Source organism: Flavobacterium limi (assembly GCF_010645075.1).
Classification (GTDB): Bacteria; Bacteroidota; Bacteroidia; order Flavobacteriales; family Flavobacteriaceae; genus Flavobacterium; species Flavobacterium limi.
On record NZ_JAADZV010000002.1, the window covers coordinates 77604 to 99731 of the forward strand.

The following is a 22128-nucleotide window of genomic DNA, read 5'->3' on the forward strand; positions in this document are numbered from 1 at the left end:
CTACTTTTAAGATTATTAAACTTAAAATTTTAAATCATGGAAAATTCGAATAATTACACCAGCGAAGATTTAGCAAAATGCCCTTATCACGCACAGCTTGCCCAGGCACAAAACAATGATGATCGTGAGGAAGCCAACACCGGAGACTGGGACGACCAGCGCGATGAGGATGGAACAGATCCGAATCGTTATGAGGAAGAAGGCGGCAATAATAATTCTGGTGGCGCAGGAAGTTCCGGAAGCGCTGCTACCAATAGCTAGTACATCTAAATTTTATATTGTATAGGAATTTAGAGTTACTAGAAATTTAAGCGATAAGCTTATACTGATAGAAAAAACAATAAAATCTTCTTAGGCAGATTTTATTGTTTTATAGCCAATATTTTGGGGTTTAATTTGCCCCTTTTTTCTCTTCTGCGATAGCTATATCCTCGCTATCCGGCTGCATTTCATCCTGTTCTAATTCGGCTGCCGCTTCATATTGCAGGCTGATGAAAATAGGAAAATGATCCGAACCAAAATTGTGAAGCCTTTTCATTTCCCTGATTTTTAAATGTGTCGAAATAAAAGCATGATCCAAAGGAAACCTCAGAAAAGGATAATGGGCATGAAAAGAATTGTAGAAGCCTCTGCCCCTTCTTGGATCGAGAAGTCCGCTCATTTTCAGGAAAAGCTCGGTGGTGTAACTCCACGCCACATCATTCAGATCACCAATCACAATTACGGGCAAGTCTGAATCTTTGGCCAGATCGGCGACTAATAAAAGTTCCTTATCCCGCTCTTTCGAAGTTGGATTTTCCATAGGAACAGGCGGTTCCGGATGTACGGCATACATTTGAACAGCTTGTCCGCCCGGCAAAATAATTTGGGTATGGATAGAAGGAATGTCGTTTTCGACCAGGTATTTTACTTCGGTATCTCGAAGTTGTAGTTTAGAATACAACAACATACCATACGTATTTTCTAAAGGTACTTTTTTATAAAACGGAAAATGTTCTTCGAGTGAGTTCGTTTCTTTTTCCCAGACAGCAGGCGTTTCCAGTAAAAGCACTACATCCGGATTTGCTTTGCTGATTTCTTCCAGACAGCCTTTGTAATTGGTATTAAACTGATACACATTACTAATCATGACACTGAATCCGTTTTCGGGTATTTCAGTAGTAATGCGCTGCACGTGTTTTTTTCCCAGTCCTGTAAAAGGCAGTATTTGTTTTAAAAGATAGCACGCGTTTACCACCATGATAAGCAAAAGCAAATCATTAAAATCATACTCCTTTCCACTGCTGTAAAATGCAAGAAATACAATGCAGATAGTAGTAAGAACCAGTTTCTGAAGCCTTGGATAATCGCAAACCCGGAATATCCAGTATTCATTTTTAATGAGTGGAATAAAAGTAATAATTACCAATATAATAGAAAGGACAAAGAAAAAGTACTGCATAAATCGGATAGAAATAATGAATAGTAATAACAATGAAAGGTAGCGTATTTTTTAATAACCGGCAATACATACGGCAAGCTGCGCAGTTAAATATCTCATGATAATTAGATAAGGAATTAAAAGAAATCTATAAGAAAACACAGGGTTTCCATGCTTAATTTTAAGAAAGCTGAAAACTTGACAAAGTCAGCATTTGAAAATCATTAAAGAAAAAAAATACGATTATGACAACAGATAACGAAAGAAATTACAATCAGGAAGATTATAATTTTAACCCGGACAATCAGGACAATCAAAGCTACATTGATCAATACGAACAGGAAAACAACGAAGAAGAAACTGCTGAACCTACCGAAAATGAAAATCTGGATACAGCATTCTCGAACGCACTTGATCTTGATGATTTTGAAAATGATTTTGATGAAAATGATGAACCAGAGGAAGATCCAAAAGAAAATGAAGAAGAGGAAAATTACGATCAGGAAGAAATTAAGGAACCTGAAACATTTGCTGATGACGGTTATAAAATAGATTAGCCTTAACCGAATAATTATGCGAAACCTGACTAAATAAGAACGGTAAAAAATAAGCCTACTCATGTAAAATGGGGAAGGCTTATTTTTATTACGATAGGAAAGAGTTTAGAAAATGAACCTATTGGTTGAGATTCTATTCCGGATACAGTTCTATAATTATTCCATATAATCGGTTTTCGTTAATCTTCTATCGATTCTTGTGGTTTTTTTCTAAGGCTGCTCAGGCGTTGCACATTTGATTTATACGCCACTTGATTTTACAGGTGAGAAAATAAGTTTTGTTACAATTTAGAACCACAACTATATCAAAATAATCCTCATCTCTTTTAATTTTGCATTTATCGGAAGTATAAGATTCTGATGAAGATAGAAGATGAAAGAGACCGAATACGCCATAGTAGATATCGAAACCACAGGCGGTAATGCCAGTGGCAGCCGTATTACTGAAATTGCTATTATTATTCATAATGGTAAAAGCATAACAGATCGTTTTGAAACACTCGTAAATCCGCAAAAGGAAATCCCCGCCCCTATTTTTGCACTCACGGGTATCAACAACGATATGGTGCGTGATGCCCCAATCTTTGATGATATTTCAGAAAAGGTACTGGAAATGCTTACCGATCGCATATTTGTTGCCCATAATGTCAATTTTGATTATTCTTTTGTTCGCCATGAACTTCAAAAAGCCGGCTTTAAATGGACAGCAAGAAAACTATGCACTGTTCGTGCTGCAAGGAAAATCAGACCCGGATTTAAATCGTACAGTCTGGGAAAACTTTGCCAGTCATTGGAAATTCCATTACTAAACCAGCATCGTGCCGGTGGTGATGCTGATGCTACAGCAATATTATTTTCCAGATTATTAGAATGGGATACTGAAGCTCATATAAAAAAAATGGTCAAGAATACAGCGCAGGACCAGCGCCTGCCTCCTAACCTGCCTCCCGAAGATTTTGAAGCTTTACCGGAAAAACCAGGCGTATATTATTTTTATAATGAGGTTAACAAAGTGATTTATGTTGGAAAAGCAGTTAATTTGAAAAAACGTGTGGCTTCTCATTTCAGCGGTCATAAAATAACGCCTCAGCGACAGCATTTTCTACGGGATATTTATTCGGTATCCTTTGAAATATGTGCGACTGAACTCATGGCCTTACTGTTGGAATGTTCCGAAATAAAAAAACTCTGGCCGGTTTACAACAGGGCACTCAAACGTTTTGAACCCAAATACGGACTTTATCAGTATGAAGCCCGCAGCGGATATAAATATTTAGTGACCGGTAAATTAAACAAGTTTCAGACCTGCGTCGAACATTTTAATACGGTTCATGAAGGTATAAACATGCTCATCAGCCTGAAGCAGCAGTTTGACATTGATAATCGGTTTTGCAGGTATGGTATCACTGCAGTTGGCGAAATTTTTTCCAATAATGATAGTAAAGCTTTGCCTGAAGTTGAACACCATAATGAAAAAATAGAAAGTGCAATTGATTTTTTGCTAAGCAGCAGATCCAGTTTTGCTATTATTGATAAAGGCAGGTCTGTCAATGAACGAAGCTGTATTTGGGTTGAGAACGGACATTTTTACGGAATGGGGTATGTTACATCAGATATTGGATTTACTGAACCTTCTGAATTAAAAGAGTATGTAACTCCTTATAAAAGTAATCAGTATATTATGCATCTGATCCATAAATATGCAGCAAAATATCCGGGAAAAGTTTTTAATAAACAGTATCAAAAGAAGGACGTTAAAAATGTTTCGATATCTTTTGATGAGGATGATTTTAAGTATGGTTTATAGAATTTTATCTTTATACTATTATAAACATGTAAATTACATAACACCTGAGTGTTTTTATATAAGACAAAAGGAATTAATAGCTGTACTTTTGACCTTATCTAAAAAACACAATCATGGAAAACTCAAACACTTACAATAGCACAGCCTACAGCACCGATTCATTACACAGCCAGATTTGTTTAGCCGATAATATTGATTTTATTTATCGAAAAGCCTACAGAGGAGATTGGGGGCATTGGGATGACTTGCCTGATACTACTACTTCTACTTCAACTTTGGAATGTCCTGCAAAAAATAGTGAAATAAGTTCAATTGGACTAAGAAGAGTTCCAAATGAAAATAGCTACTTATAATGTAAATGGAGTCAATGGCCGTTTAAATGTCCTGCTTCAATGGCTTAAAGAAGCTGAACCTGATATTGTATGTCTGCAGGAGCTGAAAGCACCACAGGATAAATTTCCGTTAAAAGCAATCCAGGATGCAGGTTATAATGCGATATGGCATGGCCAAAAGCAATGGAACGGAGTGGCAATCCTGGCCCGCAACCTTGAAATTGAAGAGATTACCCGTGTACTTCCAGGAAATCAGGACGATGTTCAGAGCCGTTATATTGAAGCTCTTATCAATGGTGTTGTGATTGTCTGTCTCTATCTTCCAAATGGCAATCCGGCACCTGGACCTAAATTCGAATATAAACTAAATTGGTTTCAAAGACTTTCTGATCGGGCTGAAACCTTACTTAGCTTAAAAATACCTGTACTATTGATAGGTGATTTTAATGTAATGCCTACAGAACTGGATGTATATAAACCCGAGAAATGGGTAAATGATGCGCTTTTCAGGACTGAAGTACGAGAAGCATTTGCTGGTATTATTTCGCAGGGATGGACGGATGCAATCCGTACCTTGTACCCCAATGAAAAAATCTATACTTTTTGGGATTATTTCAGAAAAGCTTACGAAAGAAACGCCGGGCTACGGATCGATCATTTTCTTTTAAGTCCGCAAGTAGCCAAAAAGCTAATATCTGGTGGCGTTGACCGCCATGTACGTGGCTGGGAAAAAACCAGTGACCATGCACCAGTTTGGATTGAAATTAATGAATTCAAGTAATGTTTTGTTGTGAACTCAATAAATAGTACATAACAGAAAAACCTGCAATAATCAATACTGCAGGCTTCTGAATCAATAACCAATAATAAAGTAATGATCAATAATAGATTTTTAAATCTATTTTCTTTAAATCTTTTTATTGCTTTGGTACGGCTGTAGCTGCTGTATCCGTTGGTACCGTAGTTGTATCCTGAGGTACACTTGTGGTATCTATAGCTGTAGAATCAACAGTTACTGCGGTTGAGTCGTAAGTTGCATCAGCCGGTACAGTATCTGCTTTTTTACATGAAAATGACAATCCGGCTACAAGAACTAACAAGGCAATTTTGGTTTTGATAAGTGTTTTCATAATAACATTTGTTTTATTAATACTAAATATTCTCAAATTTAGGCTTTGACAATATTATATTCTTACACAATTATTATTAGTTTTTACAGAATATCAGGTTTTGTGTTTTAATATATTAGTGTTTATTTACAAATTTAATTGCCAAATTAATCTGCTTTGTACTTATTGTTCCAATACAACATTAGCAATAAAGTCACAATTATGCAGGATGCACTTCCTTCAAAAAGCAGGCAAAGTGTATATACCGGAACAGAAGGATCCCCTCCAAACATAAAAGCTTCTGATAATGATTTGACATAAGCATCACCTCCTCTGGCATAACTATAGATTAGTAATGCTGCAACACTTAATACAACCCCTGTAAACGAAGTAACCATTGCTGAAATAGCATTGGGTAAAAAACTTCTCTGCCCTTCAGCAAGATTCTGTTTTAATGTTCTGTTCACTCCATAAAAAATGAAAAGAACATTTAGTAAACGAAGGTAAAATAAATGTGCCAGATTTAAAACTTCAAGTAGCAGGAAGAATAACGCAATTCCTAAAAATATATAAATTCCATTAAGTATTTCTTTTGGTATTTTCATAGCTGTTCTGATTAAGTGAAAAAAATAACTTAATCCAAATAAAATAAAAAAGCAGCAATAAAATGTTTCAATATTATGTAACAGAATTATAATATATCCATGGCACTTATTATAGTAATTTTTTTTGCTGTAGATAGAAATTGTATAATTTATTTTGAAAATTACATAAGAACCATTAAAATCAAAATCCTCAAATTTCATATGGTTAAATATGGATATTAACGATATTTAGCATTCAGACGAATTCAGGATTACGTATTATTTTTTTAAACTTAAAACGAAAAGGGATTGGACAAAGTAAACCTCCAAAGACTCAGAAAGACATTAGACTATCTTCAAAGTAAACAGCGTGAATTAAAAAGGCAGTATCCAAGTGATACCAGAAGTATTGATTCGATGATAAAGTATCTTAAAAAAGATATGATAGAACGTTTTAAATTAATAGATTACGATGAATTAATTAAACAGGAAATAAAAGACACAGAAACTTTTACTGGAAGTGTACAAAAAATAATTGATATCAATTCGTATTCTAAATAAAAGTATTTAGCTATTATAAGCTTACTGCTACAGCACTTCTTTTTGAACTGTTCCGGATAATAAGATCAGATTCAATTATTTTAGTGATAATTTCATCACTTTCCTTATTTTTCAGAATGTAGTCGAAATAAACCATAGCAGCCTGATACCCTATTTTTTCACTATTCTGATCTACTGAAGATATTGATGGTGAGATTATTTCTGTAAAAGGTTCATTCGCATATCCAAAAACACCTACGTCATCCGGAATTTTTAAACCTGATTCGGATATCGCCATTATTATTCCCAAAGCCTGTAAATCTGAAATGGCAAGAAATGCATCAGGAGGTTCAGGCAACGCAAGAAGTTTCATAGCTGTCTGAAATGCATTTTCTTTACTAATATTACCATCCACAATAAAAGAGTCAGGAATGTCCATTCCGGCTTCACTAATTGCTTTGATAAAACCTTCCTTTCGATTCATGTATAAGTCCATATGCAAAGGACCGCCAATAAACGCAAGCTTTTGGTAGCCTTCGTCGATCATGCTTTTTGCAGCTTTATAAGTTGCATGTTTGTTATCATTTAAAACCCTGTGACCGGGAAAATTTTCATCACAGCGGTCAAACTGCACAACATTGATTTTATGTTCTAAAACCTGCTCTAAAACTTTGGCAGATTGCGTTTCTTTTGAAAGGGAAATTAAAATACAATCAACATTTTGATGAATCAGTGTCTCAATTGCTGTTTCTTCCACATCTGATTTTTCATGGGACTGGCAGATAATCAGATTGTGCTTGTTTTCTGTACATGCTTTTTCAATTCCGGAAATAGCATCCGAAAAAAAACTTTGATTAATCTGAGGTACAATCACACCAAGGGTTCTTGAGGAACCACGTCTAAGATTTGCAGCCTGCGTATTATGTTTAAAATTAATTTCTGCAGCTTTTTTTAAGACAACTTGTCTTACCTCTTCCTTTACCCCTGGTTTGCCATTGAGGGCTTTGGAAACATAAGACACAGAAAGTCCAAGTTCCTTTGCTAAATCGTATATGGTGATTCTCTTAGTGCTCATGTTGCAAATATATCTTAAAACAACCTAATACCATAAAATCATGTGAATATGACAATGAATTTGGTATAAAGCCTGTTATTTTTAGGTAAAATCTTATTTTTTTTTTGTTTTTGCAATTTTGAATTATAGATAAAAATTTTAATTATTATCTCTCAATTATGCCAATCATTATAAATCATTTCTCTAATCCTTTTTGTTCTGCATAAAATCAGGAAAGCCACTTTTTGTAAATTCAATAACTCTTGCTCTTGTTGCACGATTTTTATCTGATAATTCATGACCCTGAATTTCTTTGTAATCCCTGGCATGATAAATCATTATGGTTGATTTTTCGTCCTCACTCGTAGTAAATGAATTATGTCCCGGTCCGTATCTTTTTAATTCTTCATTGGTATAAAAAACAGGTCCCGGAGCTTTTTGCCAGTTCGCATTATCCAGTAAATCACTATTTTCATTAATCCATAACATGCCCATGCAATAGTTGTGATTTGTAGCGCTGGCAGAATAGGTTACAAATATTTTTCCGTTCTTTTTAATTACGGCAGGGCCTTCATTTACGTTGTACTTTTCTCTTTCCCAGCTAAATTCAGGTTCGGTTAGAATCACTTCCGGACCTGTAAGAGTGGTCGGATTTTTCATTTCTGATAAAACCAAAGCTGTACCGTGATTTCCTCCCCTTACATTCTGTGCCCATATCATGTATCTTTTGCCATTATGTTCAAACGTAGTGGCATCTAAAGAAAATGATTCTTTTTGTGTTTTTAATTGCCCTTCTTCTGTCCATTTTCCTTCCATTGGATTAGCAGAAGGATTAGACAATACCCAAATACGGATATTCCAAATGTTTTCAGATTCTCCTGCAGCAAAATAAATATACCATTTTCCGTTTATCCAATGCAATTCTGGAGCCCAGATATGACTCCCCATAACTCCTTTTTCATGTTTATGCCAGACTTCTTTGTCTTTAGCCTCTTTTAATCCGTTTATGGTATTGGCTTTTCTTATTACAATTCGGTCATATTCAGGAACAGTTGCAATTAAATAATATTCGCCGGTTACTGTTTTATATACCCACGGATCAGCACGCTGTTCTGCAATTGGATTATTAAATGCAACAGTTTGTGAATTACCCTGAAGCGGGTTGAGTACGGCCATTATTGCGAAAACGAAAATTTGAATTAATTTCATGCTTTATCTGTTTTTTGTAAAATGTAATTTGTAAACTGTAAAATACTTTAATTGTTTTGTTTAAAGTAAATTACTTTAATTATTGCTTTATAAGTATGTTTATTGTCAATATTACCAGTCCAGCTTTATCAAACCTACAGCCTGACGTTCCATTTTTAACGGAACGACTGTTTTAGCGTCTGATATTTTTATCTTTTCTGCAGATATTGATTTTAGCTTACCGGATTTTTCTAATGTGTCGATTTGTTTTGGTGTCGGATTTTGCGGTGAACCCATTTTTTTCCAGACTTCGTAAGAATTACTGTTTTCCTTGTCAATCATATAAATAGTAAGAGTTGCCTTTTTAACGGGAATATTTTCAATCGAAACATTTACATTTTCTGTTGGGCCCGCCTTATCCATATCATGGTAATTCCAGACCATAATTGCAGCAGATTTTTTATCCTTAGTTGCTAATGCCCCAATATCCGACTGTTCGCCCCGAACACTTGATTTTAAAACTTCCTCTATTGGATACATACGATTACTTATAGCCTTTAATCGTTTGCCAGACATCATCCCAAACATCCGGAAAACGTTCAATACAGGTTTATCGACTCCATTTGTTGCCAGATCCCGGAAGCCATAAAACCAGGGCTGATTTTCAAATTCGAAAGACCAGGATACAGCTCCCAGAAAATTAACTTTTGTCTGATCTGCTAAAATATATTTTCGTGCAAAAGAAGCGGCAGTATAACTCGAATACATAGTACCGTTACGATACGCATTCTCAGGGTTAGTAGCCATTCCGCAGGCCGCACAGCCTTCGGGGTCCGACTCGCCAATAATAACCGGAAGATCTTTTGTTTCCGGATATGACATTGTAAGTTTGAATCCGGTCTGGATATCATTTAATTGCGGTGCCATATCCATTCGGACTGTTCCGTCTACTAGTTTAGGCCATCCTTTTGCATGAAAAAGAATAGCATCCATAGGCGAACCTGTTTTGCCAGTAGCGTAATTGACGCCACTGATACAATGCTTTATAAAGTCATTAGTCCATTCCTGAGCTCCCTTGCCTCTTGTTCCGGCAATATTTATACCTCCTATTTTTGCAGTTGGCAATGCTTTTTTTAGTCCGTCTGCAGCATAATCATACATTTTGAGAAATTCTTCGCGAGTACCTTTCCAGTAGTGTCCGTTTGGTTCATTCCAGACTTCCCAATACCAGCTTTCTACCTCTTTTTGGCCATATCTTTCAACCGAATGCTTAACCCACTCATACACCAGATTTCTCCATTTATCATAATCTTTTGGCGGATACGCCCATCCTGTAATAATATCTGTGTAAGGATCACCCGGCTTCCAGTAATGTCTGTATGGCGCAGGATGTGTGGACAATGCTTCAGGCATAAAACCAATTTGTGCCAAAGGTTTCATACCACGCGAAACATAAGTATCAAAAATACTGTCCACAATTTTCCAGTTGTATATTGGGTTTCCGCTACTGTCTTCTGTATAAGCATTAGTTGAGCCCCATTTCAGGGCAGCTGTCCCGTCACCTGATACAAGCATGCTATGCGTACGGACATAAACAGGAACCGGGCTTAAATCAGCAATTTCACTAAGAAGCTTTTTGCCGTCCTTCATGTAAGTATAATTGGGTTCATCATACCCAAACCACGCCCAAACTGGCATCATAGGAGCAATTTCCTGCTTAAGGTCTACCTTGATTTCAGGACTTTGTGCATGGATGAAGGCTATACAAGATTGGAAAAAAACTATAGTCAGGCAATACTTTAATAATTTTCGCATAGGCTGGTTTTTTAAGGTTAGTTATCAAACTGATTCAATCTGTTTTATTACTATTTAAACAAAATTTGCTTCATAATTTTGTTCTAATGATAATTGTATAATCAACACTTACAAAAAAAGGCATTTTTTTTATAACAGCACTTTTATTTTAAATAAATATTTTCTTTATGTTGTTAATAATCAAACTTTCATCATAAATACATTTTCCTTAATTATTACAGGTTAACCATTAAGGCTGTTAATATTAAGTTAAATGCTAAACTAAATGTAAAATATCTCATCTTTATAGAAAACCAAATCCTGAAAGTAACGAGCTAATTTAAACCTCCTTTTTACAGCAAACAAAATTCATATATTAGTTCCTAATTTTAGTTATAAACAGAGATAGACAAATGATAAATGCTGATATTTTAAAAATTGCAAACCAGGCAAGCCTGAATATAATTGCTTATGACCAATTTGTAAGTATAAAACATAAACTTCGGCTTACCGATAAGTCAATTTGGGGTGTATTTCTTTTTCTCTGTGGAGGATTATTTTTTATAATTGTACCTTTTGCAACAACATCAGACACAATTTCAAAAGGCGTAGGAATTGTAATTGGAGTTTTATTGGTGTTTTTATCCATTTTAACTTTAGTTAGAGAAGTTCTGGATGGAATAATTATCGAAAATAATATTTTCACATTTCGGCACAACTTAAAAAAAACAACCGTTCCTCTAAGCAGAGATATGAAAATTGAAATGAAGACAGAAATACTTAAGATAAGACGCGTCGGAACAAAAGGCTCTGATTTTATTCTGGTTACTCATTATCTTCAGGAAAAGGACAAAAAAACTCCTGTTCTAAAATTTCAAATGAACGGCTCACATGCGGAAAAAGCCAGAAAATTAGGTAACGAAATAACAAGAATAGTCAATGACAAATTTGAAAACAGAACTTAATTTAAGACTAACACAATAGCTAACAAAAAGTTTTTATATAAAGTATAATTAAATGAATACAGAGCACTCCATCGCTTTAGTAACCTGCTGGTACGGAGATTACCCATGGTATTTTCCCCTATTTGTCAAATCGTGTATGCATAATCCAACAATTGATTTCATAATTATTACCGGTAATACACAGGAAATTCCCAATAAGCCGTCTAACGTAATTATAATAAACAAATCATTACAGGAATTGAAAATTATGGGGGCAACAAAATTTGGTTTTGAATTGAATTTTGATAACCCTTATAAATTATGTGATTTTAAACCTGCACATGGCTTGCTATTTCAGGACATTCTTGAAAAATATGATTTTTGGGGACATGCTGATATTGATATGGTTTATGGTGACATCAGAGCTTTTATCACACCTAACATTTTAAATGGATACGATCTGGTCAGTGCACATAAGAATTTTATAACAGGGACATTTTGTTTGTATCGCAATAATGATTTGATGCGGACTTTATTTATGGAAAGTCTGGATTATCAAAAAATATTTTCTTCTCCGGAATATTTAGGTTTTGATGAATGTGCCTTTTTGTTTGATAAATTACAGACACCCGGCGTAACAGTGTTTGATTTTCCGGACCATAGAAGTATGACCTATGTAGTCTGTAAAGCACATAGGGAGAAAAGAATAAATGCGCTTTTTGAGTCTTACTTTTATAAAACGATGCATAATAAAATCAGGTGGGATAATGGGCGGATTATATATTCCAACAAAAAAGAATGTTTGTTTTATGATATGATAAAGTACAAGGTAGAATGTGAAGATAAAACAATAAATTACCCAATACCGGATGTTTTTTATTTTAACAAAAAGGGCATTAATAAAAAAAGTTTTTGGAGATTAGGTGGGTTAAAAATGATATCCAAAAAGAAAAACTTAAAAAAAGTGCAGATTTTGAGCATTCAATAGACATCTTTATGAGAATTCCCTGAAAGCGCCCTCAGCAATCGATCGCTAAAAGGTTTCATAATCAGTGATATTATGGATTTTTAAGGCTTAATTTGTATCTTTGCGGTATCCATTTCTTAAAAGCCAAAAGTTAATAATGCCCGAAGTTGTACTTGTAGATCCAAAAACTATTTTTTTACTTTATTTTTGGGGCAATTTTTTTACCTGCATACTTATTTTCAGTTATTCATTTTCCTATGCTACTGTTGATAACAGAAAAACCTTAAAATGGTTTGGAGTAGGAAAATTATTGCTGACTGTCGCATGGATATTGATTATTTTGAGGAATGTCATCGACGATTTTCTCTCCATCAATGTTGCGAATTCCATGATTTTTTGCGCCTGCTGTTATGAAACGATAGCCATGTTGTCGCTTCTTAAAACTAACACAAAAAAACGTTTCAGATTACAGATGGCAATTACTTTTGCTGCTGTGATAGTTTTCAATGTTGGAACGTTTTTGGGGAGTACAATAAATACCCGCGTTTTAATTGGAGCCATTGGGATATTTGCCATTTATTTACCCCCGATTATTCATTATTTTACTGAAAAAGGAAAGAAAAACTTTTTTAGGACCTTCTATGTGCTTTGTTATGCACTATTTGAGATTCTGATTCTAATACGTGCAGCTTACAGGTATATGCATCCTACAAATCTTTTTTTTTCCAACGATACTCTGGACAGTTTTTATAGTATTGGTTTATTCCTGGTAGCCCTTGTTGGAATTGTGGGTTTTTTGTTACTGGTAAAAGAAAAACAGGATCATAAGATACGGAAGCTTCTGGACGACAAAAATCAATTCTTTTCCATTATTTCACATGATTTGCGAGGACCGGTCGGTGCTGCAGCATCCCTTTCAGAATTATTGGCAGAAGATATAGAAAAGTACAGTCGGGAAGAAATCAGGGAGATTTCTGAAATGTTATACCAATCAAATAAAAACAGCTATAAATTACTGGAAAATCTATTAGAATGGTCGAGAGTGCAAACCGGAATGATTACATTTAGTCCTGAAAAGATAATATTAAATACACTGATTGAAGAAAATATCGAGTTAAACAAAAATGCTGCATTAAATAAAAACATACAGCTTTCATTTGAACCCTCTGGTCTTATAGAAGTTGAGGCAGATAAAAACATGATTGATACTGTTGTACGTAATTTACTGAACAATGCCATCAAGTTTACTGATAAAAATGGCAAGGTTGAAATAAGACTGTTAAAAACAGATCGAAAAGTAGAGATTTCTATCACTGATAACGGAATTGGGATCCCTGATGACATAAAAGATAAATTATTCCAAATCAATAGGAAGGTAATTCAAAAAGGTACAGAAAATGAAACGGGAAGCGGTCTGGGATTATTGCTATGCAGTGAATTTATACATCTCCACAGAGGCAAAATCTGGGCAGAAAGTAATGGAGGGAATGGCAGTACGTTTAAATTTACCTTACCTTTTGTTAATGCTGGCTCCAATTAATACAAGTGTTATTTTTCAAAATGTTTTGGCATAAATTACTAAATTCATTTGCACAAAATCTCTCATAATTATATAAGTCAATTCTCCAATTCTATAAAATTCAAGCACCCATAAATCTGTAAATTAGAATTTAAATAATCTTTAAAAGACAGTAATTATGGAAAATTTAATTAATCAGGAGAACCTGGAAGATATCAGGGAATTTATTGAAGAGAAAATTGCCGATGTTCCCGCCAATTATATATTATTTGGTGCGATTGGCTCTCTGCTTTTATCTTCATACCTTAAGAAAATTGGTAAAAATCAGGCCAGTTCTGTAGTTAGCAAGTTATCTATTCCTATAATAGCAATTGGGCTGGCAAAATATAAGGATGTTATAAAGTCTGAATTGGAGGCGCTGACTGAACCACAACCTGAAAATGCCTAATTCAATTTTTATACTTCCTTGTTTTATAATACTATAACTTAGATTATACCAAGGAAGTATTTGTTTTCTTTTGTTACACCTATTATTTTTTTGAAATAGAGTTTAATTGCTTCATCCCTTCAAAAACAAGTCTCGCAACTTCTACAGCGCCTTTGGTTTGGAAATGAGTATTATCTTTTTGACCTTCCGGATAAGCTTCATATTTTCCCGCGGGTAAATTCATGAAGTAATTTTCTGAAACAAAATCTTTTCCTTTTTTTGTAAAAAATTCCCTGGAAGCTTTATTCAAATCTATTAAGGGCACTTTCATTTCAGCTGCAACATCTTTTGGCGCTTTATCGTATTCTCCGTGAACATCATTTAAAACATTTTCTTTCCATGGAAAATTTCTGGCTACCGGTGTAAGGACAATTGGATAAGCTCCTTTTTCTCTTGCCTGTGAAACAAAAAGCCTTAAAAATTCTTTGTACCCTTTAACATCTACATATCTTTCTGTTTTATCGGCTGCACTGTCATTATGCCCAAATTGCATCATAACAATGTCCCCTTTTTTAAGATTTTCATATACGGCCCTCCAGCGCCCTTCCTGAAAAAAGGTTCTAGTACTTCGTCCTCCCCTTGCCCTATCATCAACACGAACACTGTCTGTTTTTATAAAATTCTTTATTTGTTTTAAACTGTCTTTCGCAAAAAAAGGTTGAAAAACCTGTCCCCAGCCTGTAACCGGATACCTTGTTTTCATGTAATCTTTTCCCGGTTCATAATTATTGGCATAATCAGCCATGGTAGAATCCCCTATTAAATAAAGAGTTGTTATATTAGATTTTTTTGTTGTGAAAGCCATAATCATAAGACTTGCTGTAAGACAACAAACAGCGATTACAAATTTTGATTTCATATTATTTATTCAAATTTTTCATTAAAAAATCATAGATGTAATTGACCGTAGGATCTACCCAGGGTTCAAATAGCCAAAACGGATGAATTTTTTCATCAAACTTATGCACTTCGGTATAAATGTTCCACTCTTTCATCATCCCGATCAGCTCGTCCTGACCCGCGTGAAATCTTGAAAACCCGCTGTTAATAAATAATATGGGGCACGACTTTTCGTTTGCCCAAAAAATACCCGAAGCATCTTTCCATACTTCCGGTTTTTCAAAGAATGTTCCTCCCAGCCATTCTACGTCCGGAGAATTGGGTTTTCGGGTTAAGTTAAGTGATGAGGGCGCCATAAAATCAACAACTCCGTCAATATCCACAATAGCCTGTACCTCGCTTGAAAAACCTAAATTACCCTGATCACCTTCTTTTGATGCAACGCCATTTGTAAGTCCAACCAACATTGCCAGCTGTCCTCCTGCCGAACAACCGGAAACAGCAATTTTATTGGGGTCAATATTATACTTTCCGGCATTTGCCCTTACCCATCTTATAGCCGATTTTATATTGTAAACTGCTGCCGGATATTTAGCTTCCAGCGAAAGCTGGTATTCAACACAGATGGTAACTATACCCTTAGCTGCCAGTTTTTGTGCCATCGGAATCTGAAGTTTCTTATCTCCGGATCTCCATCCTCCTCCATGAATCATAATAAGGGCTGGATATTTTCCGTTTTTTTTTGGAGAAAAAACATCCAAATGCAAATCCCTGTCTCCAAAAGGCGTGTTTTTTAGTGTAGTATAAACAAGCTCCCTATTTTCAGTAACTCCTGCAGGCAAAATATCTTTGGCAGCTTTTATGTGCGGAAAATACTTAAGCTGCTTCTTATATTCATTGGATATATTAAAAGAAGTATCTCTCGGAATAATATTAATTGTTTTCTGTGCCTGGCTTTGAAAACTCAGAAAAAGAATCAGAGAGAAAACGGTTTGTTTAACTAATTTCATTTTTTGGTTTATTAAATCTTTTGCAAAGAAACAGCTATTAGTTTAACATGAAATAAAAAAAAGGATTATTATTAGCATTTTTGAAAACTAATAATAATCCTTGTTAAAAATTACTGAACGATTATTTTTGTAACCAGTCCTGTTTTTGAACTTTTAATAAAATAAAGTCCATGAGGTAAATCGTTTACAGAAATCTCTGTTTCAAGGCTGGTTGTTTCAATTTGCTTGATAACAAGTCCCGCAACACTAATGAATGACACGGTGTCATTATCTACAAATGATTTCAGCGTTATTTTATTCTTACCTACAGTTGGATAAGCATAAAACAAATTGCTTTTGTTTGAATATTCATTCACACCCAGTGTTCCGTTTTGAATATCTGTAATTGCTTTTACAATGCTATTGATGTATACTTCGACATTTGTATATCCTGCATCAAGTGTTTTTAAATTTCCATCAGCTGCATTTGAAGGATTCAAGCCTTTTTCTGTTTCCCACGTATCGGGCATACCATCTGCGTCAGTATCTACAGGTGCTGTTTCGGTTGGCAGTACGGGCCATCCACCGGCAGCAGCCTGAGTATCAATATATCCGTTTGTACTTCCGTTACCTCCATTCATGATTGATGCGATACCTGATCTTGTATCGTTAACAGCTCTTAAATCAACTGTATCTCTGAACAAATTGGCACCAGCATGGTCTAAAACCAGTTCATACGCTTTTGCAGCAGTATGTGTTGTAATCTCTGCAAAGGCATGTGGCGTTTCAATTTTTAGTTCTTCTTTATTAGCTTCAGTAACTGGTAACTGGCTTCCGTGAAACTGACTAAATACGCCGTATGTCCAGTTGTCCTGAGTAGCCCTGGCAGACCCGTTTACATAATTTCCGTCTACATAATATTTTCCCCAGATTCCGTACAATGGTGATGTTGCATCAAGGCTTCTTCCTGTAGATAAAATACGTTCTTTAGTAGAATTAGACGTTCCAGGCCCTGGCTTCCAGTAATTATTTACCAGATTCACATTCATAGCATCTCCACCGTAACAACTGTTTCCGCACCAGTTGTATATCACATTGTTACGTATATCCACTAAATCAGTTAATGCAAAAGGATCATTTGCATATTCTCCCAATCTCGGATTACGGCTGTCATGATGTGCAAGCAAATTGTGATGAAACGAAGCATTTCTTCCTCCCCATACTCCACCATAACCATGATTACCTTTATTGTGAACCGAATTTCGAAGACTTTCTGAAATAATACACCATTGAAGTGTGAAATTTTCATTCTGATAAAATGAAACGCATTCATCTGTTGACCAGCTCATCGAGCAGTGATCTACTATAATATCTTTTTGAAAACGTCCTCCCATTGCATCATCTTCTACATTTTTTTCATCCCCCATTCTAAAACGTAAATAGCGAATAATAACATTGTTTCCTCCTACTTTTACATCATAATCCCTTAGTGTAATACCTCCGCCCGGAGCGGTTTGTCCTGCGATAGTAATATTATCTTTGATATTCAGTCTGCTTTCCAGTTTGATATTACCCGATACTTTAAAAGCAACAATTCTTGGACCTGACTGATTTACAGCATCCCTTAGTGAACCTGGTCCTGAATCATTCAGGTTGGTAACATAAATAAGTTTTCCGCCACGGCCGCCTGTAACATATTTGCCATAGCCTTCTGCGCCGGGAAAAGCAGGAGTACTTTTATCATTTGCTCCTGTTGTCCCCCAAAAGGCATAAAAAACCTGATTTCCTGTAGTAGTTGTTTCTGTTTTTTTAATGGTATTTGGTGTCGTCGAGGATATTGACCATCCGTAGAATGTATAGCCCATCACATTTGGAACAGGAAGAGTTATCGGAATTCCTTCTGTATATACCGTTGGAGTTAATCCTGTTAACGCCGATCCGTCAACTGAGTTTTGATATGATATTGTGTACGTATTAGCCGTTTTAAATTCTGCTGTATACGTGACATTTGATGTAATAGCAAAAGTAACCGGATTAGCCGTTGAGACCGGGTTTCCATTACCATCAACCCATCTTACAAAGTTATAACCAAAGTTTGGAGTTGCTGTCAGCGTAATTTGAGTCCCCTCAACAAACTGGCTTCCCGGTGTAGCAGAAGTGATAATACCTCCGGAAACGGGGTTTGTACTCGTTGTTAGGGTATAGATAGAAACATTAGCGTTATCGGTTACTTTTTCAAAATAATCAAAATTGCCTACATAATTATTTCCGGTAACAGGTTTAAATACAAAGTATAAATCATGTGTGCCTGTCGTTTGAGCTATAGGAACAGAAACAATTTGATAAGTCGTCCAATTTCCCGTAGCAGTGGTATTAATATTGGCTGTACCAATTAAGGTACCATTAGTTCCGTCTATTCTTATTTCAACAGTCCCGGCCAAAGTTCCAACTGTAGGTGATCCTGTTTGCGTTCTGCTGGCTGCTGCAATATCGAAACGGGTATCATATTGATTAAAGGTATGTCCTGCAAATCTAATCCAGTTTCCATTTTTACAATTCCCGATGTTTTTACCTCCGGAAAGCGCCGCATTGGTTTCTATAGACACTCCATTGAAGGTAGTGAAATTTTCCGCTTCAAGCCGCTGAGTGGTCTGCGAAAAACCTAGTACTGAAAAGAATATCAGTAACATGGAAATAAAATATTGTTTTTTCATTTTTGGTTTATTTGGTTAAATAGTCTGTGTGATTACTAATTTTTGATTACTTTCACTTTGTATACAGCTCCTTCTTTAGTTTTAATACTAATAATGTAAACACCGGAAGTCAACGTGCTTAAATCTATTGATCGTGCTGCCAGAACGCCTTGTTTTACATTGTTTCCCGGAATTGAATAAATTTCATAGTTCAGGTCTCCTGTTTCTTCGGGTAATGCCAGGTTAACAATGTTATTTGTTGGTATTGGATAGGCTGTTATTGCCTTGGATTCTTTTATGTCTCCTAACCCTAATGTAGCGCTCAAAGTACTTACAACACTGAGTCCGCCAAATTCATTGACTGCCTGTACAGCATATTCGTGAATACCCGTAGCAGGAATATTATCTACATAAGTTGCATCGGTTGTAATGCTAATTATATTTCCGTCTTTGCTCACCACATAACAAATAGCATATGGGTTATTGTCCCATTTCAGCGTGTTGCTGCCTGAAAAAACAAGGTTCGAAGGTGCTGTAATTTGTTCTACTATGAGGCGGGGATCCCATTTGTCAGTACCGCTCAAAACATTTTCGATAGTGTATTCATCTGCCTGTGCTTTGGTTAAAACCGGATTGTAATTTCCTGTCTGAGGAACACCGCTTACGTTAAAAATGTTGGTTCTGTTAGCTGTATTTACGGCGACTCCGCTAGCATTAACACTATTGTACTCTGCGAAAAGTGCCGGCACTGTTCCCATGCTTGCCCAGCCTTGTGTATTGGGTTCATTTACCATGGTGGTGTTTAAATAAACTGCTTTTGGTGCATTCTGCCACGGACGTCCTAAAAAATAACTTGTAGCTGCAGTAATGGTGTTATTATTAAAAATGTATCCGTATGATGTACCTGCAGTATGATTTGGAGCGACGATATAACCGCTTGCTACAGAAACCAGTTTACATTCTTCAAACCAGTGTGTTCCTCCTCCGCAGATGAAGTCAACATCACCTTCAATCGTTGATTTATAATAAAAACTTCTGTTTCCGCCAGTAACCTGTGTATCCTGTTTGCTTCGAAGTCTGATTCCGTTGTACACATTTCGGTCCCCAGCTGGATTTAGTGCCGGTCTTTGGCCAGATGTTGTGATCCCGTCTTTATGCTCTATGGTGATATTTTCCATGTATAAATCATTAGCTTCAATCGAAAGAACCGCATTCTTGATTCCCAAGCCCGGATTTCCCTGAAGAATAACTTTGTCTTTTGACTGGGCAATCAAGGATACATTATTTTTACCTGAAGGAAGCTGCAGCACGATTCCCTGCGGATTTGTACCATCACCGCCCAGATTATAAGTTCCGTTCGTAATCAGTACCAGGAATCTTGTTGATGCATTAGAAGGTGCTTTAGCAAAGGCTTCAGCTATAGTTTTTACATATTTACCGGAAGTAACCTGATCTGCCGTTGCATTCGCATCGACAATCAAATCGAAAGTACGTTTGGCAGGAATTGGTTTTTCCATGGTTTTGAAAGACAGATTAACGGCTGCCGCATTATTACCTGATAAATCTGTAATGAAACCTTCAGGAAGGGTAAACGTGTATTGTGTGTTATACTCTAATCCGAAATAACTGAATTTTACGGTTTTGTTTAAAAATTCTGCAGTTAGATTTTTCCCGTTAAGTGTTGCCATTCCGCTGCCTGACTTTACTTTTTCATCATAAGTAAGAATGATATTTCCACTCGCGCCAACAGTAGTTGAAGCGGCAGCAGGAAGTGTCGATACCAATATAGGTGAAGTCGCATCTGTAACAAAAACTTCTTCGGCTTTTACCATGACATTTGATAAAACTGTTGCCGTTACATCAGTTGCAGTTCCGTGTTTTGGCCCGTTTACATTAGGAAACCATCTGATAAATACTTTTACTTTTCCTTCAGCTTCCACAGGCAGTATTCCTCCAATTGGGGTAACAGAACTTGTATTGATACTTGTCGGAGCCGAAATATTCTGGAAATTTACACCATCCAGAGAGTATTGAAAAGTCCATTCATCACAGCCATAGTAATAGCCAATCAGTCCTGATGAAATGTTTATGTTTTTATAACCAACAGTTGAAAAAGAAGTCATAAAATAGAAAAAATCGCCTCTGACGGTATTCCATACACCTACCCCATTTTTTCCGCCTCTGTTTAAAAGTCTCACATTTGGAGCAAAAACGTTATCTGTCAGATTATAAGCAGATAACTGTGGTCTGTTGTCAACATTCGCATATAATTCAGCTATCCTCGGGTTAGCATACTGATCATTTTTAAAGGTCCAGCCTGCTATAAATGCTGCGTTATCATATGTAGCTGTAATACTTTTGTTTTCATTCATATTGACAGTAGTACTTAACGCCGTTGATCCGTCAGACCAGTTACTGAATTTAATAATATCATTTTCTATAGCCGTTATGGTAACATTTGTTCCCTTTTCATAAACAGAAAAAGCTCCATCTTTTCCGGCAGGAGAAATAGAATAATCCCCTAAACCGTAAGCTCCGTTAACGTTTACGCTCAAAGTATACGTATCGACCGGAGTATATTCTGCAACAATAGTTGAATTTGAAGTGATGTTGAAAGTATATGGATTTGCCGTTGAAACCAAAGCTCCGTTGCCATCTATCCATCTTGTAAAATTATAGCCGAAGTTTTTATTTGCCGTTAACGTAATGGCTGTTCCTTCATTAAAATTGGTGCCTGCCGGATTTAATGAAACTGTTTCCGATGATGAAGGACTAACATTTGTCGCCAGAGTATAAGTAACAGCGCCTGGATTATTAGTTACTTTTTCAAAATAATCTATATTGAATAAGTAGCCTGTATTTGTCGGGTGTTTGAAGACAACATACAAATCATGCGTTCCGGTTGTGGGTGTAATGGCAGCCGAAAACATTTTGTAATCGTTGAATCCGGCTGAACCGCTAACCGTTGCAGTTCCGATTAATGTTCCTGTTGCTGAACCCAGTCGAAACTCAATAGTTCCTCCGGTTGCACCGGCGGCTGCAATGTTAATGTTGGTGTCATATTGATCAAATACATGTGCGGTGAAACTAATCCAGGTATTGTTTTTAATGTACCCAACATTTTTTCCTCCGGAAAGTGCAGCATTATTTTCTGATTTTGCTCCTGAATTCAAATTATAACTTTCAGCTTCAATCCTCTGGACTGTTTGGGAAAATCCCGCTAATGAAAAGAGCATTAGTAACAGGAAAATAAAATAGTATTGTTTTTTCATTTGTGGTTTGGTTTTGGTTAGATAATTATTTT

The 22128-nt window shown here is 35.9% G+C and carries 20 protein-coding genes; 10 read left to right on the forward strand and 10 right to left on the reverse strand.

Translation table 11 applies throughout. From position 1 onward, the window contains the following. Positions 1–36: 36 nt before the first annotated feature. The gene (locus GXM16_RS05120) at positions 37–261 is read left to right on the forward strand and encodes a hypothetical protein (protein ID WP_163393330.1); all 225 of its coding nucleotides are present in this window, start codon (positions 37–39) and stop codon (positions 259–261) included. A 130-nt stretch (positions 262–391) separates the two neighbouring features. Here the strand turns inward: GXM16_RS05120 and GXM16_RS05125 are convergent, their stop codons facing one another. After that, complete coding sequence (locus GXM16_RS05125; RefSeq protein WP_163393331.1) at positions 392–1441, reverse strand: endonuclease/exonuclease/phosphatase family protein; 1050 nt, start codon at positions 1439–1441, stop codon at positions 392–394. A gap of 224 nt (positions 1442–1665) precedes the next feature. Between GXM16_RS05125 and GXM16_RS05130 the strand changes: the two genes are divergently transcribed. The 4 genes from GXM16_RS05130 (at position 1666) to xth (ending at position 4897) form a co-directional block, all read left to right on the forward strand. Further along, positions 1666–1977 (forward strand): hypothetical protein, encoded by a 312-nt coding sequence (locus tag GXM16_RS05130; RefSeq protein ID WP_163393332.1) that lies wholly within the window; start codon positions 1666–1668, stop codon positions 1975–1977. Positions 1978–2350: 373 nt separating this feature from the next. After that, positions 2351–3784: an exonuclease domain-containing protein gene (locus GXM16_RS05135; RefSeq protein WP_163393333.1), complete on the forward strand. Its 1434-nt coding sequence runs from the start codon at positions 2351–2353 to the stop codon at positions 3782–3784. Between the two features lie 113 nt (positions 3785–3897). Next, a complete protein-coding gene (locus GXM16_RS05140; RefSeq protein ID WP_163393334.1) occupies positions 3898–4137 on the forward strand; it encodes a hypothetical protein in 240 nt (79 codons plus the stop codon). Beyond that, complete coding sequence (gene xth, locus GXM16_RS05145; protein ID WP_163393335.1) at positions 4118–4897, forward strand: exodeoxyribonuclease III; 780 nt, start codon at positions 4118–4120, stop codon at positions 4895–4897. The genes GXM16_RS05140 and xth overlap by 20 nt, the downstream gene beginning before the upstream one ends. 136 nt (positions 4898–5033) lie before the next feature. Here xth and GXM16_RS05150 read toward each other — a convergent pair whose 3' ends face one another. Beyond that, positions 5034–5246, reverse strand: coding sequence for a hypothetical protein (locus tag GXM16_RS05150; protein WP_163393336.1), 213 nt, complete (start codon positions 5244–5246; stop codon positions 5034–5036). Positions 5247–5392: 146 nt separating this feature from the next. Further along, entirely contained in the window at positions 5393–5830 is a 438-nt protein-coding gene (locus tag GXM16_RS05155) for a hypothetical protein (RefSeq protein WP_163393337.1), read from the reverse strand. Positions 5831–6118: 288 nt separating this feature from the next. Between GXM16_RS05155 and GXM16_RS05160 the strand changes: the two genes are divergently transcribed. Further along, complete coding sequence (locus GXM16_RS05160; RefSeq protein WP_163393338.1) at positions 6119–6370, forward strand: hypothetical protein; 252 nt, start codon at positions 6119–6121, stop codon at positions 6368–6370. A gap of 13 nt (positions 6371–6383) precedes the next feature. Here the strand turns inward: GXM16_RS05160 and GXM16_RS05165 are convergent, their stop codons facing one another. The 3 genes from GXM16_RS05165 to GXM16_RS05175 form a co-directional block, all read right to left on the reverse strand. Beyond that, positions 6384–7424 (reverse strand): LacI family DNA-binding transcriptional regulator, encoded by a 1041-nt coding sequence (locus GXM16_RS05165; protein WP_163393339.1) that lies wholly within the window; start codon positions 7422–7424, stop codon positions 6384–6386. Between the two features lie 183 nt (positions 7425–7607). Next, the gene (locus GXM16_RS05170) at positions 7608–8612 is read right to left on the reverse strand and encodes a glycoside hydrolase family 43 protein (RefSeq protein WP_163393340.1); all 1005 of its coding nucleotides are present in this window, start codon (positions 8610–8612) and stop codon (positions 7608–7610) included. 111 nt (positions 8613–8723) lie between these two features. Continuing rightward, positions 8724–10406 carry a GH39 family glycosyl hydrolase gene (locus GXM16_RS05175; protein ID WP_163393341.1) on the reverse strand — a complete coding sequence of 561 codons (1683 nt, stop codon included), beginning with the start codon at positions 10404–10406 and terminating at the stop codon, positions 8724–8726. Between the two features lie 392 nt (positions 10407–10798). Here GXM16_RS05175 and GXM16_RS05180 point away from each other — a divergent pair, with 392 nt between their 5' ends. From GXM16_RS05180 to GXM16_RS05195, 4 genes are all read left to right on the forward strand, one after another. Then, a complete protein-coding gene (locus GXM16_RS05180; protein WP_163393342.1) occupies positions 10799–11350 on the forward strand; it encodes a hypothetical protein in 552 nt (183 codons plus the stop codon). 52 nt (positions 11351–11402) lie between these two features. Beyond that, positions 11403–12317 carry a DUF6625 family protein gene (locus tag GXM16_RS05185; protein WP_163393343.1) on the forward strand — a complete coding sequence of 305 codons (915 nt, stop codon included), beginning with the start codon at positions 11403–11405 and terminating at the stop codon, positions 12315–12317. A gap of 136 nt (positions 12318–12453) precedes the next feature. Continuing rightward, complete coding sequence (locus tag GXM16_RS05190) at positions 12454–13836, forward strand: sensor histidine kinase (RefSeq protein ID WP_163393344.1); 1383 nt, start codon at positions 12454–12456, stop codon at positions 13834–13836. 157 nt (positions 13837–13993) lie between these two features. Next, positions 13994–14263: a hypothetical protein gene (locus tag GXM16_RS05195; protein WP_163393345.1), complete on the forward strand. Its 270-nt coding sequence runs from the start codon at positions 13994–13996 to the stop codon at positions 14261–14263. Positions 14264–14345: 82 nt separating this feature from the next. Here GXM16_RS05195 and GXM16_RS05200 read toward each other — a convergent pair whose 3' ends face one another. The 4 genes from GXM16_RS05200 to GXM16_RS05215 form a co-directional block, all read right to left on the reverse strand. Beyond that, on the reverse strand, positions 14346–15161 hold the full coding sequence (locus tag GXM16_RS05200) for a rhamnogalacturonan acetylesterase (RefSeq protein WP_163393346.1): 816 nt from the start codon (positions 15159–15161) through the stop codon (positions 14346–14348). Between the two features lies 1 nt (position 15162). Next, complete coding sequence (locus GXM16_RS05205; RefSeq protein WP_163393347.1) at positions 15163–16152, reverse strand: alpha/beta hydrolase; 990 nt, start codon at positions 16150–16152, stop codon at positions 15163–15165. 110 nt (positions 16153–16262) lie between these two features. After that, on the reverse strand, positions 16263–18845 hold the full coding sequence (locus tag GXM16_RS05210) for a carbohydrate-binding protein (RefSeq protein WP_163393348.1): 2583 nt from the start codon (positions 18843–18845) through the stop codon (positions 16263–16265). Positions 18846–18880: 35 nt separating this feature from the next. Further along, positions 18881–22096, reverse strand: coding sequence for a pectinesterase family protein (locus GXM16_RS05215; RefSeq protein ID WP_163393349.1), 3216 nt, complete (start codon positions 22094–22096; stop codon positions 18881–18883). Positions 22097–22128 lie beyond the last annotated feature (32 nt).